Origin of the sequence: Streptomyces sp. TBY4, from assembly GCF_024213195.1 — a bacterium.
Taxonomy (GTDB): Bacteria; Actinomycetota; Actinomycetes; order Streptomycetales; family Streptomycetaceae; genus Streptomyces.
In genome coordinates, this window is record NZ_JANAVF010000004.1 from 481973 (window position 1) to 497795 (window position 15823).

Here is a 15823-nt window from a genome sequence, read left to right on the forward strand (position 1 = left end):
CGCCCCGCGGGGCGCGCGGTGTACTTCTGCGCATGCGGCCGACGACTTCCGGCCACATGCGAACGAGGAGAGCCGCTCATGGAATTTCTTCGCCCCGCCGACTGGGGGGAGGCGCTCGCCGCGAAGGCCGCCCACCCCGCGGCCGTGCCGATCGCGGGCGGAACGGACGTGATGGTCGAGATCAACTTCGACCACCGGCGTCCCGGACACCTGCTGGACCTGAACCGCATCAGGGAACTGCGCGCGTGGGAGGCGGACGGGGACGTGGTCCGGCTGGGCGCCTCCGTCCCGTACGCGCGGATCATGGAGGAGCTCCGCCGGGAGCTTCCCGGTCTCGCGCTCGCCGCGCACACCGTGGCCTCGCCGCAGATCCGCAACCGCGGCAGCGTGGGCGGCAACCTCGGCACCGCCTCACCGGCCGGCGACGCGCACCCGGCGCTGCTCGCGGCCGGCGCCCAGGTGGAGGTGGAGTCCGTACGGGGCTCCCGGCTGATCCCGATCGACGCGTTCTACACCGGGGTGAAGCGCAACGCGCTGGCCCCCGACGAGCTGATCCGGGCCGTCCACGTCAACAAGGCGGACGGTCCCCAGCAGTACTCCAAGGTGGGCACGCGCAACGCCATGGTGATCGCCGTCTGCGCCTTCGGGCTCGCCCTGCACCCGGCCACCAGGACGGTGCGCACCGGCATCGGCTCGGCGGCGCCGACGCCGGTCCGGGCCGAGGCGGCCGAGGAGTTCCTGAACTCCGCGCTGGAGGAGGGCGGCTTCTGGGACAACGGGCGCACGCTCACCCCGTCGGTCGCCGGGCGGTTCGCGGAGCTCTGCTCCGGGGCCGCGAACCCGATCGACGACGTCCGCGGCACCGCGAGCTACCGCAAGCACGCCGTGGGCATCATGGCCCGCCGCGCGCTGGGCTGGACCTGGGAGTCGTACCGCCGCGGAACGGACCGCGGCGCGGAAGGAGTTGCGTGACATGCGCGTGAACCTCAGGGTCAACGGCCGTCAGAGGGAAGCGGATGACGTCTGGGAGGGCGAGTCCCTTCTCTACCTGCTGCGGGAGCGGCTGGGCCTGCCCGGCTCCAAGAACGCCTGCGAGCAGGGCGAATGCGGTTCCTGCACCGTCCGTCTCGACGGCGTGCCGGTCTGTTCCTGTCTCGTCGCGGCCGGTCAGACCGAGGGCCGGGACGTGGTGACGGTCGAGGGACTGGCCGCCCACGCCGAGCAGCGTGTCGCGCACGGGGGTCGCGACATGCGCTTGGTCGTGGGCGGGAACGAGGGTGACGGCGCCGACGGTGAGGGAAGTCAACTCTCCGTCGTCCAGCAGGCGTTCGTCGACTCAGGGGCCGTCCAGTGCGGTTTCTGCACCCCGGGTCTGCTGGTCGCCGCCGACGAGCTCCTGGAGCGGGTCGCCGAGCCCTCCGACGCGGACATCCGCGAGGCCCTGTCCGGCAATCTCTGCCGCTGCACGGGTTACGAGAAGATCCTGGACGCGGTCCGCCTGGCCGCTGCCCGCCGGGAACAGCAAGAACTCCAGGAAGGCGTGGTCTGATCATGGCTGGCACCACCACCGGCATTCCCACCGAGGTCACCCAGGGGGCCCGGACCAGGGGCGGCATCGGCGAGTCGACGCTGCGCCCCGACGGCACCCTGAAGGTGACCGGCGAGTTCGCGTACTCCTCGGACATGTGGCACGAGGACATGCTCTGGGGCCAGACGCTCCGCAGCACCGTCGCCCACGCCGAGATCCTCTCCATCGACGTCTCCGAGGCCCTGACCCTGCCCGGGGTCCACGCGGTCCTGACCTACGAGGACCTGCCGACCCCGGTGAAGTACTACGGGATGGAGTTCCAGGACACTCCGGTCCTCGCGCACGGCAAGGTACGCCACCACGGCGAGCCGGTGGCCCTGGTGGCCGCCGACCACCCGGAGACGGCCCGCCGGGCCGCCGCCAAGATCAAGATCGAGTACCGGGAGCTGCCCCTCGTCACCGACGAGGCCTCGGCCCTCGCTCCCGACGCGGTACTCGTCCACGAGAACCGCGAGGACCACCACGCCGGTCACGTGCCGCACCCGAACATCGTGCACCGCCAGCCGATCGTCCGCGGAGACGTGGCGGCGGCCCGCGAGCGCGCCGACGTCGTCGTCACCGGCGAGTACACCTTCGGCATGCAGGACCAGGCCTTCCTCGGCCCCGAGTCCGGGCTCGCGGTGCCCTGCGAGGACGGGGGAGTGGACCTCTACGTGGCCACCCAGTGGCTGCACTCGGACCTCAAGCAGATCGCCCCGGTCCTCGGGCTGCCCGAGGAGAAGGTCCGCATGACGATGGCCGGCGTCGGCGGCGCCTTCGGCGGCCGCGAGGACATCTCGATGCAGATCCTCGCCAGCGTGCTCGCGCTGCGCACGGGCAAGCCGGTGAAGATGGTCTACAACCGCTTCGAGTCCTTCTTCGGGCACGTGCACCGCCACCCGGCGAAGCTCCACTACGAGCACGGCGCCACCCGGGACGGCAAGCTCACGCACATGAAGTGCAGGATCGTGCTCGACGGCGGGGCCTACGCCTCCTCCACGGCCTCGGTCGTCGGAAACGCGGCCTCGCTCTCGGTCGGCCCGTACGTCATCGACGACGTGGAGATCGAGGCGGTCGGCCTCTACACGAACAACCCGCCGTGCGGGGCGATGCGCGGCTTCGGCGCCGTCCAGGCCTGCTTCGCGTACGAGGCCCAGATGGACCGGCTCGCGGCGAAGCTGGGCATGGACCCGGTGGAGTTCCGGCAGCTCAACGCCATGGAGCAGGGCACGGTCATGCCCACCGGCCAGGTCGTCGAGGGAGCGGCACCGGTCGCCGAGCTGCTGCGCCGGGTCAAGGCGCGTCCGCTGCCGCCCGAGCGCCAGTGGGAGAGCGCCGACGGCGCGGCCGACGTGCGCGCACTGCCGGGCGGGCTGTCGAACACCACGCACGGGGAGGGCGTCGTCCGGGGCGTCGGCTACGCGGTCGGCATCAAGAACGTCGGCTTCTCCGAGGGCTTCGACGACTACTCCACCGCCAAGGTCCGCCTGGAGGTCATCAACGGCGAGGCCGTCGCCCTGGTCCACACGGCCATGGCGGAGGTCGGCCAGGGCGGCATCACCATCCACGCGCAGATCGCCCGTACCGAGCTCGGGGTCCAGCAGGTCACCATCCACCCGGCCGACACCCAGGTGGGCTCGGCCGGTTCCACCTCGGCGGGCCGTCAGACGTACATGACCGGCGGATCCATCAAGAACTCCTGCGGGCTCGTCCGGGCGCGGGTCCTGGAGCTCGGCCGCCGCAAGTTCGGCGCCGAGCACGCGGGATGGGCCGAAACCGGCCTCCTCCTGGAGGACGGGAAGGTGGTCACCGGCGGGGGCGAGGTGCTCGCCGCCCTCGTGGACGTCCTGGAGGACGAGGTCGTGGAGATCGAGGCCGAGTGGCGCCACCGCCCCACCGAGGCCTTCGACCTGGTCACCGGCCAGGGCAACGGCCACGTCCAGTACTCCTTCGCCGCGCACCGCGCGGTCGTCGAGGTGGACACCGAGCTCGGCCTCGTCAAGGTCGTGGAGCTCGCCACCGCCCAGGACGTGGGCAAGGCGCTCAACCCGCTGTCCGTGGTCGGCCAGATCCAGGGCGGCACCGTCCAGGGCCTGGGCGTCGCGATCATGGAGGAGATCATCGTGGACCCGAAGACCGCGAAGGTGAGGAACCCCTCCTTCACGGACTACCTGCTCCCGACCATCCTCGACACGCCGACGCTCCCGGTCGACTACCTCGAAATGGGCGACCCGCACTCCCCGTACGGGGTACGGGGCATCGGCGAGGCCCCGACCCTGTCCTCCACCCCGGCCGTCCTCGCGGCGATCCGGGCGGCGACCGGGCTGGAGCTGAACAAGACCCCGGTCCGCCCGGAGCACCTCACCGGGTCCTGACCGGATCACGACCGGGCGCGACCGGATCCTGACCGGCCGCGCCCGGTCACCAGGCCGCCCGGTCACCCGGCCGCCCCGCCGGGGCCAAGCGGACCCCAACTCGGGGGTCAGTTCCGCCCAAGTCCCCCGGCGGATGCTGGAGCTCCGAAGTGTCGTGATGCAGACCGCCGTTGTCCAGCGAGCACCAGGAGCGACGCGGGTCTGGACGGAGGTCTCATGAGGCGGAATTCCATCCACAAGCAGGGTCTCTATCTCGGCTCCGTGCCGGAACGGGCGGCGGTCAAGGGCGGCTCACCGCCGCTGACCCTCGACCACGACCTCGACGTGCTGCCCGCGGCGGGCCGGCACCTGACGGTGACCGAGCTCGCCGGGCACGTGGAGGACCTCGCCGGCCGGATCTCGGCCGCCGGAGTGAAGGCCGGCCAGCACGTGGTGGTCCACAAGGCGGCCAACTTCGACGTCTGGCTGCTCGCCACCGCTGTGGCGCGGACGGGCGCGGTCCCGGTCATGCTGTCGCACACGCTGGACGGCCCGACCCTCGCCACCCTGCTGGAGCGGCTCGACCGGCCGCACCTGCTCACCGACGGCCCGAAGCTGGAGGCGCTGGCGGATCTGCCGCTCGCCGAGCTCACCCGGGGCGTGATCAGCGTGGGCGGGGCCGCCCCCGGAGCGGTCTCGCTGGCCGAGCTCGCCGGCTCCCCGGGGGTGCGCCCCGTGCTCCAGGGCCTGGACGAGCCCGCGATGATCACGCACACCTCCGGCACCACCGGGATCCCCAAGCTGGTGGTGCACACCCCGCGCACGATGCGCGCCCGGCTGCGGCCGCAGCTGGTGCTGCTGGCCCTGATGGGCAGGCGCGAGACGGTCGCGATCCACATCGCCTTCGGCCACTCCCGGATGTTCGCGGCGATGGCCCTGTGCCTCGCCAAGGGCATGCCGGTGCTGCTGGTCAACCACGGCGCCCCCGAGGACGTCGCCGAGTTCTTCCTGAAGCACCGGCCCGGGCTGATCGAGGCGCTCCCCAACTCCTTCCTGGCGTGGGAGAACCTGGCCGACGATCCCCGCAGGCCCTTCGCCTCGGTGAAGTACTTCAGCAGCACCTTCGACGCGATCCACCCGAGGACGGTCCGCCGGCTCCTCGGGGCCTCCGCGCGCAGGGCGCAGTTCTTCCAGATCTACGGGCAGAGCGAGGTCGGCCCCGCCGTCGGCCGCCCGTACTACCGCTGGTCCGCGCACCGGATGGACGGGCGCTGCGTGGGCTACCCGCTGCCGGGCAGCGCGCGGGTGCGGCTGGTGAGCCAGAACGGCAAGCGGCCCTCCGCGCAGAACCCCGGGCTGATCGACGCCCGCTGGGACGGCATCGCCAAGACCTACCACGGCGAGCAGGAGCGCTACGAAGCCAACGTGCACGACGGCTGGTGGCGCACCGGTGACGTCGGCTACCGCAGCAGGTTCGGCTGCCTGCACATGCTCGACCGGGAGATCGACATGATCCCCGGCGTGGGCAGCAGCCTGGAGATCGAGGACCTCGTCCTGGACAGGCTGGAGGAGCTGGTCGAGCTCGTCGTCGTCCTGGGCCCGGACTCCAGGGGGGTCCCGATCGTCTGCACCCGCGGGGACGAGCCGCTCGACCGGGACCGCTGGCGCGCGGCCGTCGCCGCCCATCCCCAGCTGGCCGACCCGATCCAGATCCCGCTGGCCGAACTGCCCCGTACGGCCACGATGAAGACGCGCCGGGTGGAACTGTCCCGCCGGCTGGAGGAGAACCTCCAAGTCGGCCTCAAGTCGCTGCACAGTGGCGGGCAAGATCGGTGTCCGAGTCTTGTCCACATGAAGCGTCAAGATGATGACCGCCATGAGTGAGGCGGCCGGGGGCATCGAAGAAGGCCCGGTGCAGAGTCTCTACGCGGCCATCGAGGAAGCGGCCGGCCTGCTGGACGTGGAGTGCGTGCGGGACGAGATCCTGCCCATCCTGGACATGTACGGCGACGCCCTCGCGCAGGCCGTGGTCGCCTTCCGGCTCGGGACCGGCCAGAAGCACGAGGGCGAGCTCGACTGCCGCTTCACGACCCCGCTGGAGGTGGACCCGTACGCGCTCGCCGTCGAACGCGGTCTGACCCCGCGGACGGACCACCCCGTCGGCTCCCTGCTCTCGGACATCCGGGACAACTGCCCGGTCGACAGCTACGGAATCGACTTCGGGGTCGTCGGCGGATTCAAGAAGATCTGGCTGGTCTTTCCCCGGAACGACCTCCAGGCCGTTGCGAAGCTCGCCGGAATTCCGTCGATGCCGCCGAGCCTCGGCAAGAGCATCGAATTCTTCGACCGGTACGGAATGGGCGACACGGCCGGCCTGCTCGGCATCGACTACCGGCACCGGACCGTCAACGTGTACTTCGGCGAACCCCCCACGGGCGGCTTCGCACCGGACGCCGTGCGCTCGATGCTCCGCGAGGTCGACCAGGCGGAGCCGAGCGAGCAGATGCTCGAACTAGGCCGGCAGGCCTTCGGCATCTACGTGACCCTGAGCTGGGACTCTCCGAAGGTCGAGCGGATCTGCTTCGCCGTGGCCACCGGTGACCCGGCCTCGCTCCCCGTGCAGCTCGACCCGAAGGTCGAGCGGTTCGTGCAGCACGTGCTGGCGGCGGATCCCGCCACCAGGTTCGTGTACGCCGTCGCCTCCCAGCCCGACGGCGAGTACTACAAGCTCCAGTCCTATTACCGGTGGCAGCCCGGAGTGCTCGACCTCATGCAATTGGAAGACGGGTCGCTGGAAAACCCGGTGTAACCACCCTCGCCCCACTGCGCATTGCTCGATTTCGGGCCGTCATTTCCTGGAAGGACGAAGACGAACATGGGAACCATCGAAGTTCCGGTCCTGATCGTGGGCGGGGGCGGTACCGGGCTGTCGGCCTCCGCCTTCCTGTCCGACCACGGGGTCGGCCACGTGCTGGTGGAGCGCCGCGCGGACACCTCGCGGCTGCCGAAGGCGCACTACATCAACCAGCGCACGATGGAGGTCTTCCGCCAGCACGGTCTGGACGCGGAGGTGCTCGAACAGGGCGCCCCGCTGGAGAAGTTCGGCAAGGTCCGCTACCAGACCACGCTGACCGGCCAGGGCCCGCTGGACAAGCGGCTGATCCACGAGATGGACGGCTTCGGCGGCGGCGAGCTCGGCGCGACGTACGCGGCGCACGGGCCCGTCCTGTCGGCGAAGCTGCCGCAGGTCCGGCTGGAGCCGATCCTGCGCGAGCACGCCGAGCGCCGCAATCCCGGGCGCGTCCTGTTCGGCCACGAGCTGACCTTGATCTTCGAGGAGGGCGACCGCGTCACCGCCGAGGTCCGCGACCTGGCGACCGGCGAGATCACCACGGTCGTCGCCCAGTACGCCATCGCGGCCGACGGCGGCCATACGGTCGGCGCGGCCCTCGGCGTGAACATGCAGGGCCTGCCCTCCCTGTTCGACGCCACGACGGTCTACTTCTCCGCCGACCTGTCGGAGGTGTGGAACGAGGGCTCGCTCATCACCTGGTTCCTCAACCCCTACCACCAGGACCTCTCCAGCGCCCTCATCGAGATGGGCCCGACTTGGGGGAAGAACTGCGAGGAGTGGGGCCTGCACCTCCACCTCGCCGGCGTGGACCGCAGGGACCCGCAGGCGGTCACCGCCCGCATCCGCGAGGTCCTGGGCCTGCCCGAGCTCGAGGTGACCCTGCACGACGTGACGAGCTGGACCGTGGAGGCGGTGCTCGCCGAGCACTACCGCTACGGACGGATCTTCCTCGCCGGTGACGCCGCGCACCGCCAGCCGCCCGCCGTCGGACTCGGCCTGAACACCGGCATCCAGGACGCGCACAACCTCGCCTGGAAGCTGGCGGCGGTCGTCGCCGGCCACGCCCCCGACAGCCTGCTCGACACCTACGAGGCGGAGCGCAGGCCCGTCGGCCAGTTCAACCTGGGCTGGGCCATGTCCGCGGCCTCCCACCACCAGGTCGTCATCGACGGGGCCGTCGGCCTCGGCCGGCACATCCCGGCGGAGCGCCGTACCCCGGTGTTCTTCGGCTACTTCGCCCCGACCCCGGTCGGCGCCGCCCAGCGGCAGCGGGCCGCGGAGGTCTTCGCGACCCACCGCGGCGAGTGCCAGGCCCACGACGTGGAGATCGGCTTCGCCTACGAGGCGGGCGCGGTCGTCCCCGACGGCAGCCGCCCGCCGGCCCGCGCGGCGCTCGGCGACGTGTACGAGCCCACCACCCGCCCGGGCCACCGGCTGCCGCACGCCTGGATCGAGCGGGACGGCCGCCGCCTGTCCACGCACGACCTGACCGGTACCCGTACCGGCTTCGTCCTGATCACCGGCCCCGAGGGGACGGCCTGGTCCGAGGCGGCCGCCCGGGCGTCGGAGACCTTCTCGGTGCCGGTCGCCACCGCGGCCATCGGCGAAGGCGCCGAGTACGCCGACGCCGACGGTGCGTGGGAGGCCGTGCGGCAGACGGCCGCCGACGGCGCCGTGCTGGTCCGGCCCGACAACCACGTCGCCTGGCGCAGCACCGGCGGCGAGCAGGACCCGGCAGCGGCCCTGACCGCGGCGCTCGCGCAGGTCCTGGAGCAGAAGGCCCCGTAGCAAGGCCCCGTAGCAAGGCCCCAAAGCAGGGCCCCGTAGCAGGGCCCCGTAACCCATCCATCCGGCACGCAAGATTCCTGGGCAGAAGAGGCAGACAGCAGATGATCAATCGTAGGAAGTTCCTTGTCGGCGCCGGTGGAGCAGCCCTCGCCGCGACCGGCGCGGCCGCCGTCTTCCCCGCTTCCGCCTCCGCTTCGGTGGGCGCGCGGACCCGGTCCGGCATCCGCTGGGGCCGGCTGGACGAGCGCCTCACCGGACACCTGGTCCTGCCGTCCGACGCGGACTACCAGCGCGCGAAGCAGCTCTTCCAGATCCAGTTCGACGCCGTGAACCCGCGCGCCGTCGCCTACTGCAAGACCCCCTCCGACGTGGCGAAGTGCCTGACCTTCGCCCAGCACAACGGCATCGAGGTCGCCGCGCGCAGCGGCGGCCACAGCGCCGCCGGCTACTCGACGACCCAGGGCCTCGTCGTCGACGTGTCCGGGCTCAACGAGGTCACCCTCGGGGCCGGCAACGGCACCGCGCGGATCGGCACCGGCGCGCAGCTCGTCGACATCGCGAACACCCTCGCCCCGGCCGGGTTCGGCATATCCGGCGGCTACTGCCCGACCGTCGCCGCGGGCGGGTTCTTCCAGGGCGGCGGCATGGGCCTGTTCACCCGCCACATCGGCATGGCCTCGGACAAGATCACCTCGGCGCAGGTCGTCCTCGCCGACGGCCGCATCGTGACCGCCTCGGCGGAGCGGCACCGGGACCTCTTCTGGGCCCTGCGCGGCGGTGGCGGCGGCAACTTCGGCATCGTGACCCACTACGACGTCACCCCCTCGCCCCTCACCAACGTGGCGGCCGTCAATATCGTCTGGCCCTACGCCCAGGCGCTGGAGATGCTCGACGGCTGGGCGAAGTGGCTGGTCGACGCGCCGCACTCGATCGGCAGCGGCATGAACGTCACGCTCACGGACGCCGCCGCCGGCACCGTCCCCACCGCGTCGATCTTCCTCGGCTCCGTGGACACCGGTCCCGCCTTCGACGAGGAGATCGCCCGCCTCCTCTCGATCGTCGGCGTGCCCCCGGTGTACAAGCAGAAGTTCACCGCGCCGTACAAGAACGTGATGATGCAGCTCTACCGCTGCGCCGAGCTCACCGTGGAGGAGTGCCACCGCGACGACACCAGCCCGGGCGGCAAGGTACCGCGCGCCGCGTTCGGCGCCTGGCGCAGCCGTCTGTTCCGGCAGACGATGCCGCGCGAGGGCTGGGCCAAGGCCCTGGAGGTCTTCGAGGGCGACCGGATGCCCGGCCAGATGCGCCAGCTGCAGATCTCCGCCCTCGGCGGGCAGGCCAACGCGGTGGCGCGCACAGCCACCGCGTACGTGCACCGCGACTCCCTCTTCTCGGTCAGCTTCCTCACCGCGAACGCCACCACCCCGTCCGACGAGGCCAAGGCCTCGGCGAACCGGTGGGTCGACGCGGGCTTCGCCGCCATCGACCCCTACTCGAACGGCGAGACCTACCAGAACTTCATCGACGCCCGGCTGCCCGACTGGGAGCGCTCGTACTACGCCGAGAACTACCAGCGGCTGCGCACGGTCAAGGCCAAGTACGACCCGTACAAGTTCTTCCAGTTCGCGCAGAGCGTCCGCTGACCGCGCTCCCGGCACCTCAGGAAGGAGCACTCCGTGTACCTGGCGGATCTGGAGTACGCGGCCCGGATGCCGTGGCCCGCCGAAGTCGACCCGGATCGGGTTCGTGAGGCCACGGACCGGCTGATCGCCCACGTCGCCGGCCGGGTCGACGCCGACGGCGCCCTGCGCGAGGAGTGCCGGAGCCGGGTCCTGGAATCGGCGCTCGCCCTGTCGCTGATGACGCGCACCGGCGCCGGCGGGGACTCTCCGGCCCGGGAGCGCCTGCTCGGGTTCCTCCGCGCCCACCAGGACGCCCCCGACCAGCTCGAACGCGTCCTCGCGACGCTCGCCGTCGGGCGGGCCACCGGCCTGGGCTCCGCCGGTGACACCGGGCTCGTCGCCCAGCTGACGGAGGGCGTCCTCGGCGACGCCCCGGGGTTCATCTCCGCCCGCCGCCGCATGATGGTGTGCGCGGTGCTGTCGGTGCTCGGCTGCCCGCTGCCGCCCGAGGTCCTGGCCGCGGTCGCCGACGAGGTGCCCTCCGACCCGCTGCACTCCTGGGCGGCCGTGCAGCAGGCCTCCGTCACCCTGATCCTCGCCGCCGCCGCGGGGGTGGAGAACGAGGTCACCGCCGCCGCGCTGGAGACCCTGGCCGCCACCGAGCCCGCGACGACGGTGTGGGAGGGGTACGCCCTGATGCACCTGCTGGTGCTGCACGGGCTCGCCGGATTCCCCGGGAACGAGGAGACCGTCCGCCGCGGCCTGGAGACGCTGCTGCGCCACCAACGCGCCGACGGCGGCTTCCCGTTCGTTCTGGAGATGCACAACTGGTGCACCTCCACCGCCGGAACGGCCCTCGTGGCGGCGGGCGCCCCGACGGAACTGCTGCGCCGGATGGCGGGGATGCTCGCCCGGCACCAGGGCGGGGCTGCGCCCGCCTCGCTCTCCCGGGGCGCGACGCTCACCGACGGCTGGTCGATGTCGGAGATCGTGGCGCAGAACGACGTGGACGACACCTCGTGCGCCCTGGAGTTCCTCCAGGCCGTCGACCCGATCGCCTACGGGGACTCCGTGCAGCGCGGGGTGGCGGGGCTGCTGGCGGTCCAGGGCGCCGACGGCGGCTTCCCCACGTACGTCGCCGGGGCCTCCTCCGAACCGTGCATGACGGCCGCGGCCGTCTGCGGGCTCGCCGCGCACCCCGGCACGCTGCCGGCCCGGGAACGCGCCCTCGCCTTCCTCGTCGGGAGCCAGCTGGAGGACGGCGGTTTCGAACCCGGCTGGAGCCGCAGCCGGCTGCACACGATCTTCCGTGCCCGCCTCGCCGCGTGCACCGCGGACCCGCGGGACCACCACGTGGCCCGCATGGCAGAACGGATCGAGCGCACCGTCCTGGAGACGCAGAACGAGGACGGCGGCTGGGGAATGCAGCCGGGCGACCCCAGCGACGACATCAGTACCGCGTACGGGCTCATCACGCTGTGCTACGGGACCGATCACCGGCCCGTCGGGGGCGCGCTGTCCTGGCTGCTGGCCCGCCAGAACGCGGACGGCGGCTACGGCGGCCCGCCCGACATGGTCGGCCCGCGCCCGTTCCCGTACAGCTTTCCCATCTTGACGGATGCGCCCGTACTCCTCGCTTTCGGTCATGTCCGCTCCCGAATCCGGCACATGGAATCCGTGCTTCAGGGAGCGAATTGAGGGATTGGTACGGACCGTTCGCGGTGCGCTATGAGGAATCGCCCACTCAGCGTCACCTCGGCCGCTGAAAGTACGAAATGGAGGAGGAGGTCCCGGACCTCCTCCTCCCTTCGTGCGGGATCAACGTGCCCTAGCCTCTTGACCGTTAACGACTCAGAAGCACCAGCGCGCTCTTTGCCCTTCGACGGAAGACCGAGGAAATTGACATGATGCGCAAGATAGCGGCCCTGCCCAGTGGAAGGCTGGGAAAATGGGTCGTCATCGCACTCTGGGCGGCCCTGCTCGTACCGGCCCTCATGCTGGCCGGAAAGCTCGGTGACGTCGAAGAGAACGACAACTCTGCATGGCTTCCCGGTAACGCGGAATCGACCGCGGTCGTGGAGCGGGCCGAGAAGTTCATGAACGCCGACACCATCCCCGCGGTGGTGATCTACGACCGGTCCGCGGGCGTCACCGACGCCGACATGGCCAAGGCCAAGGCGGACGCCGAGGCCTTCAAGGGCATCCAGAACATCGTCGGACCGGCCCAGGGCCCGGTGAAGTCCGACGACGGCAAGGCCATCCAGACCGTGGTCCAGGTCAAGAAGGACCAGTCGGGCTGGGAGGGCATCGGCACGGTCGTCGACGCGATGACCGAGGTCGGCAAGAAGAACGCCGACGGTCTCGGCTTCCACGTCGCCGGACCGTCCGGCTACGCGGCCGACTCGATCAAGGCGTTCAGCGGGGGAGGGGCCCTGACGACGATCACCGCGCTCGTGGTGGTCGCGATCCTGCTCCTGACGTACCGCAGCCCGCTGCTGCCGCTCCTTCCGCTGCTGACCGTGGGCGTCGCCCTGGTCACCTCGGAGGCGGTGATCTACGTCCTCGCGAAGAACGCCGGCCTGGTCGTCAACAAGCAGACCAGCTTCATCCTGACCGTCCTGGTCTTCGGCGCCGCCACGGACTACGCGCTCCTGCTCATCTCCCGCTACCGGGAAGAACTGTTGCGCCACGAGGACCGGCACGACGCGATGGCGGAGGCCCTCTACCGCTCCAGCCCCGCGATCATCGCCAGCGCCGCGACCGTCGCGGTCAGCCTGATGCTGCTGATGCTGGCCACCCTCAACTCCACCCAGGGCCTCGGCCCGGCCTGCGCCGTCGGCGTCCTCGTCGGCCTGCTCGCCATGGTCACCCTCATGCCGGCCCTGCTCGTGGCCTGCGGCCGCTGGATCTTCTGGCCGGTGAAGCCCGTTCACGGTGCGCCCGCCACCGCCGAGAGCGGCATCTGGGCCAAGGTCGGCACCGCCGTCTCCGGCCGGCCGCGGCTCGTCTGGATCGGCACCGCGCTCGCGCTCGCCGTCATGGCGCTGGGCGTGCTCGGCCTGAAGGCCGACGGCCTCGCCAACAAGGACCAGTTCACCAACACCCCGCAGATGGCCGTCGGCGAGCAGATCCGCTCGGAGCACTTCCCGGCCGGATCCGGCGACCCCCTGTTCGTCGTGAGCAAGGCCGACAGGGGCGTGCAGGTGCGCAGCGCGCTGCTCACCGTCCCCGGCATCGCCGAGGTCACGGCCCCGACGGCCAAGGACGGCGAGGCCGTCATGCTCGCGGAGCTCGACCACGACCCCAGCGGCACGGCCGCGATGGAGACCGTCAAGAAGGCCCGGGACGCGGTCCACGCGGTCGAGGGCGCCGACGCCCAGGTCGGCGGCAGCTCGGCGGTCATGCTCGACACGCAGACGGCCGCCGCCCGCGACTCCAAGGTGATCATCCCGATCGTGCTGGTCGTGGTGCTGCTGATCCTCATGGTGCTGCTGCGGTCGGTCGTGGCGCCGGTACTGCTCATGGCCACGGTGGTGCTGTCCTTCGGTGCGGCCATCGGCGTCAGCAGCCTGGTCTTCAACCACGTCTTCGGCTTCGCGGGCGCGGAGGCCTCCTTCCCGCTCCTGACGTTCGTCTTCCTGGTCGCGCTCGGCATCGACTACAACATCTTCCTCGTCACCCGCGTGCGCGAGGTGTCGATGGAGCACGGCACCCGGCGCGGCGCGCTGCTGGGCCTGTCCACCACCGGTGGCGTGATCACCTCGGCGGGCCTGGTGCTGGCCGGCACCTTCGCGGCGATGGCCTCGCTGCCGCTGGTCTTCGCCGCCGAGCTGGGCTTCGCGGTGGCCTTCGGCGTCCTGCTGGACACCATGATCGTCCGCTCGGTGCTGGTCACGGCGCTGACCCTGGACGTGGGCCGCTGGATGTGGTGGCCCAGCAAACTGTTCCTGCGGGAGGACGACCCCGAGCCCCGGGTGGAGACCCCCGACCTGGAGCCCGCACTCGGCGGCAAGTGACAGCTCCGCACGCGCGAAGGGCCTCCCGGCGCCCGCCGGGAGGCCCTTCGCGCCGAGTGCGGCCGGCTCAGCGGTCGCGGTAGGCCACCTGCTCGGCCATCCTGACCAGGCGCTTGTGCCAGTCGCCCGCCAGCGGGGCGTCGTCGAGCGCCGCGCAGGCCGTCGCGACGAGCTGGTCGATCTGCTCCTCGACCTCCCGGCGGACACCGGAGGCGGACAGCGCGTCGCGCAGCTCGGCCGGGTCCCAGCCGCCGCTGCGGCCGTCCTCGACCAGCCGGGCCACCCGCTCGTCCTGGGTGGCCGCGAGGGCCAGCAGCAGGGTCATCTTGTGCTCCACGAGGTCCAGTCCGGCCGGCTTGCCGGTCGCCACCCCGTCGCCGAAGGCGTCGAGCAGGTCGTCGCGGAGCTGGAAGGCCTCGCCGGCCGCGACCCCGTACTCCTCGAAGGCGCCCTGGAGCCCGGGCCGCCCGGCGATGGCCGCCCCGAGGGAGAGGGGCCGGTGGATGGTGTAGCGGCCGGACTTGCAGACGGCGACCCAGCGGGACAGGGCCGGGTCGGCCTTCAGCTCGGCGGCGAGGGCGATGTCCAGCTGCTGGCCGATGATCACCTCGGTGACCAGGTCGTTCCAGATGCGCAGGGCCGGGCCGGACAGCCCGCCGGCGAGCCGGTTGGCGTAGCTGAGCGCCAGGTCCCCCGCGAGGATGCCGATGCCCTCCCCGAACCGGCGGTGCTCGCCCGCCCAGCCCCGCTCCGCGTGGCGGGCGGCGTGCTTGGCGTGCACGGTGGGAGTCCCGCGCCGGGTGTCGGAGTTGTCCATGATGTCGTCGTGGATGAGGGCGAACACGTGCAGGAGTTCCAGCGCGGCGGCCGCCGCGACGACCGTGTCCGTGCGCTCGCTGTCCGCCGTACCGCCGGCGGCCAGGTAACCGCTCACGCAGAAGGCCGGGCGCAGCCGCTTCCCGCCCGCCCTGACCATGTCCCGGACCGCCTCGACCGGCACCGCCACGCGGGCGTCCACGGCTCCCCAGTGCGCGGCCTCGGCCTCCAGGAGCTCGTCGATGACGACCGAGACCCGGGCGAGGAGCGCGTCACCGGCGTCGTGGTCCACGCCGGCGCTCCCGGTGGAGGCCTGCGGCGCAGCCCGGTCCGGTTCCGCGGGAAGTTTCAACAAGACGATCTCCTCGTGAATTCAGGCCGCAGGATTTCGGGCTTTCCGAACTGCGACGGTCATCTTCGGCCAAATGACTTGCCGGGGACTGCGGACCGGATTGGTGTCGTCTTGGCGCAAGCCGATACCAATCCGGAGAACAGTCGCGGCCAAGTCACGGGTTGGCCGGAGACGCCGAGTATCGGCTGTAATGCGGAGTGCGGACCCCCGTCAACCCCTGCCCGCCCCTGTCCTCTCGCGAATATTTCGATTCGACTTGGGGAATTCTAGGCGGGCGAAAGGGGGTGCTTGACGGATCCGTCGCGACTCGGTGATTCTCTTCGTGCAACCCATTTGAAGAGGGGCGGCATGAAGCCGCCAGGCGGGTCGGGCTCTTCCTTCTCGATTTCTTCGCGCCGCGCCCGCGCCCGTCCGCCCTCCCGCCCGACCGCCCGTCCGGCGTCAGGCGTGCGGC

At 71.5% G+C, this 15823-nt stretch carries 10 protein-coding genes; 9 read left to right on the forward strand and 1 reads right to left on the reverse strand.

The features are described 5' to 3' along the window. The first annotated feature begins 78 nt into the window (after positions 1-78). The 9 genes from NLX94_RS13005 (at position 79) to NLX94_RS13045 (ending at position 14201) form a co-directional block, all read left to right on the forward strand. Entirely contained in the window at positions 79-972 is an 894-nt protein-coding gene (locus tag NLX94_RS13005; protein ID WP_254382828.1) for a xanthine dehydrogenase family protein subunit M, read from the forward strand. 1 nt (position 973) lies between these two features. Then, positions 974-1549, forward strand: coding sequence for a (2Fe-2S)-binding protein (locus NLX94_RS13010; RefSeq protein ID WP_254382829.1), 576 nt, complete (start codon positions 974-976; stop codon positions 1547-1549). 2 nt (positions 1550-1551) lie between these two features. Beyond that, the gene (locus NLX94_RS13015; RefSeq protein ID WP_254382830.1) at positions 1552-3942 is read left to right on the forward strand and encodes a xanthine dehydrogenase family protein molybdopterin-binding subunit; all 2391 of its coding nucleotides are present in this window, start codon (positions 1552-1554) and stop codon (positions 3940-3942) included. Between the two features lie 216 nt (positions 3943-4158). Then, positions 4159-5805 carry a class I adenylate-forming enzyme family protein gene (locus NLX94_RS13020; protein ID WP_254382831.1) on the forward strand — a complete coding sequence of 549 codons (1647 nt, stop codon included), beginning with the start codon at positions 4159-4161 and terminating at the stop codon, positions 5803-5805. Beyond that, a complete protein-coding gene (locus NLX94_RS13025) occupies positions 5798-6730 on the forward strand; it encodes an aromatic prenyltransferase (RefSeq protein ID WP_254382832.1) in 933 nt (310 codons plus the stop codon). The genes NLX94_RS13020 and NLX94_RS13025 overlap by 8 nt, the downstream gene beginning before the upstream one ends. A gap of 66 nt (positions 6731-6796) precedes the next feature. Beyond that, a complete protein-coding gene (locus NLX94_RS13030) occupies positions 6797-8563 on the forward strand; it encodes an FAD-dependent monooxygenase (protein WP_254382833.1) in 1767 nt (588 codons plus the stop codon). A 101-nt stretch (positions 8564-8664) separates the two neighbouring features. Next, positions 8665-10206: an FAD-binding oxidoreductase gene (locus NLX94_RS13035; protein WP_254382834.1), complete on the forward strand. Its 1542-nt coding sequence runs from the start codon at positions 8665-8667 to the stop codon at positions 10204-10206. Between the two features lie 33 nt (positions 10207-10239). Further along, entirely contained in the window at positions 10240-11883 is a 1644-nt protein-coding gene (locus NLX94_RS13040; protein ID WP_254382835.1) for a prenyltransferase/squalene oxidase repeat-containing protein, read from the forward strand. Positions 11884-12089: 206 nt separating this feature from the next. After that, on the forward strand, positions 12090-14201 hold the full coding sequence (locus NLX94_RS13045) for an MMPL family transporter (RefSeq protein ID WP_254382836.1): 2112 nt from the start codon (positions 12090-12092) through the stop codon (positions 14199-14201). A 67-nt stretch (positions 14202-14268) separates the two neighbouring features. On the opposite strand, the gene NLX94_RS13050 is transcribed toward NLX94_RS13045, so the two are convergent. Next, entirely contained in the window at positions 14269-15372 is a 1104-nt protein-coding gene (locus NLX94_RS13050) for a polyprenyl synthetase family protein (protein WP_254382837.1), read from the reverse strand. Positions 15373-15823 lie beyond the last annotated feature (451 nt).

What these genes read in the sequence shown, in the direction of transcription:
- NLX94_RS13005 (WP_254382828.1), top strand. Translation starts at nt 79, where the DNA reads ATGGAATTTCTTCGCCCCGCCGACTGGGGGGAGGCGCTCGCCGCGAAG.
- NLX94_RS13010 (WP_254382829.1), top strand. Translation starts at nt 974, where the DNA reads ATGCGCGTGAACCTCAGGGTCAACGGCCGTCAGAGGGAAGCGGATGAC.
- NLX94_RS13030 (WP_254382833.1), top strand. Translation starts at nt 6,797, where the DNA reads ATGGGAACCATCGAAGTTCCGGTCCTGATCGTGGGCGGGGGCGGTACC.
- NLX94_RS13035 (WP_254382834.1), top strand. Translation starts at nt 8,665, where the DNA reads ATGATCAATCGTAGGAAGTTCCTTGTCGGCGCCGGTGGAGCAGCCCTC.
- NLX94_RS13020 (WP_254382831.1), top strand. Translation starts at nt 4,159, where the DNA reads ATGAGGCGGAATTCCATCCACAAGCAGGGTCTCTATCTCGGCTCCGTG.
- NLX94_RS13015 (WP_254382830.1), top strand. Translation starts at nt 1,552, where the DNA reads ATGGCTGGCACCACCACCGGCATTCCCACCGAGGTCACCCAGGGGGCC.
- NLX94_RS13045 (WP_254382836.1), top strand. Translation starts at nt 12,090, where the DNA reads ATGATGCGCAAGATAGCGGCCCTGCCCAGTGGAAGGCTGGGAAAATGG.
- NLX94_RS13025 (WP_254382832.1), top strand. Translation starts at nt 5,798, where the DNA reads ATGAGTGAGGCGGCCGGGGGCATCGAAGAAGGCCCGGTGCAGAGTCTC.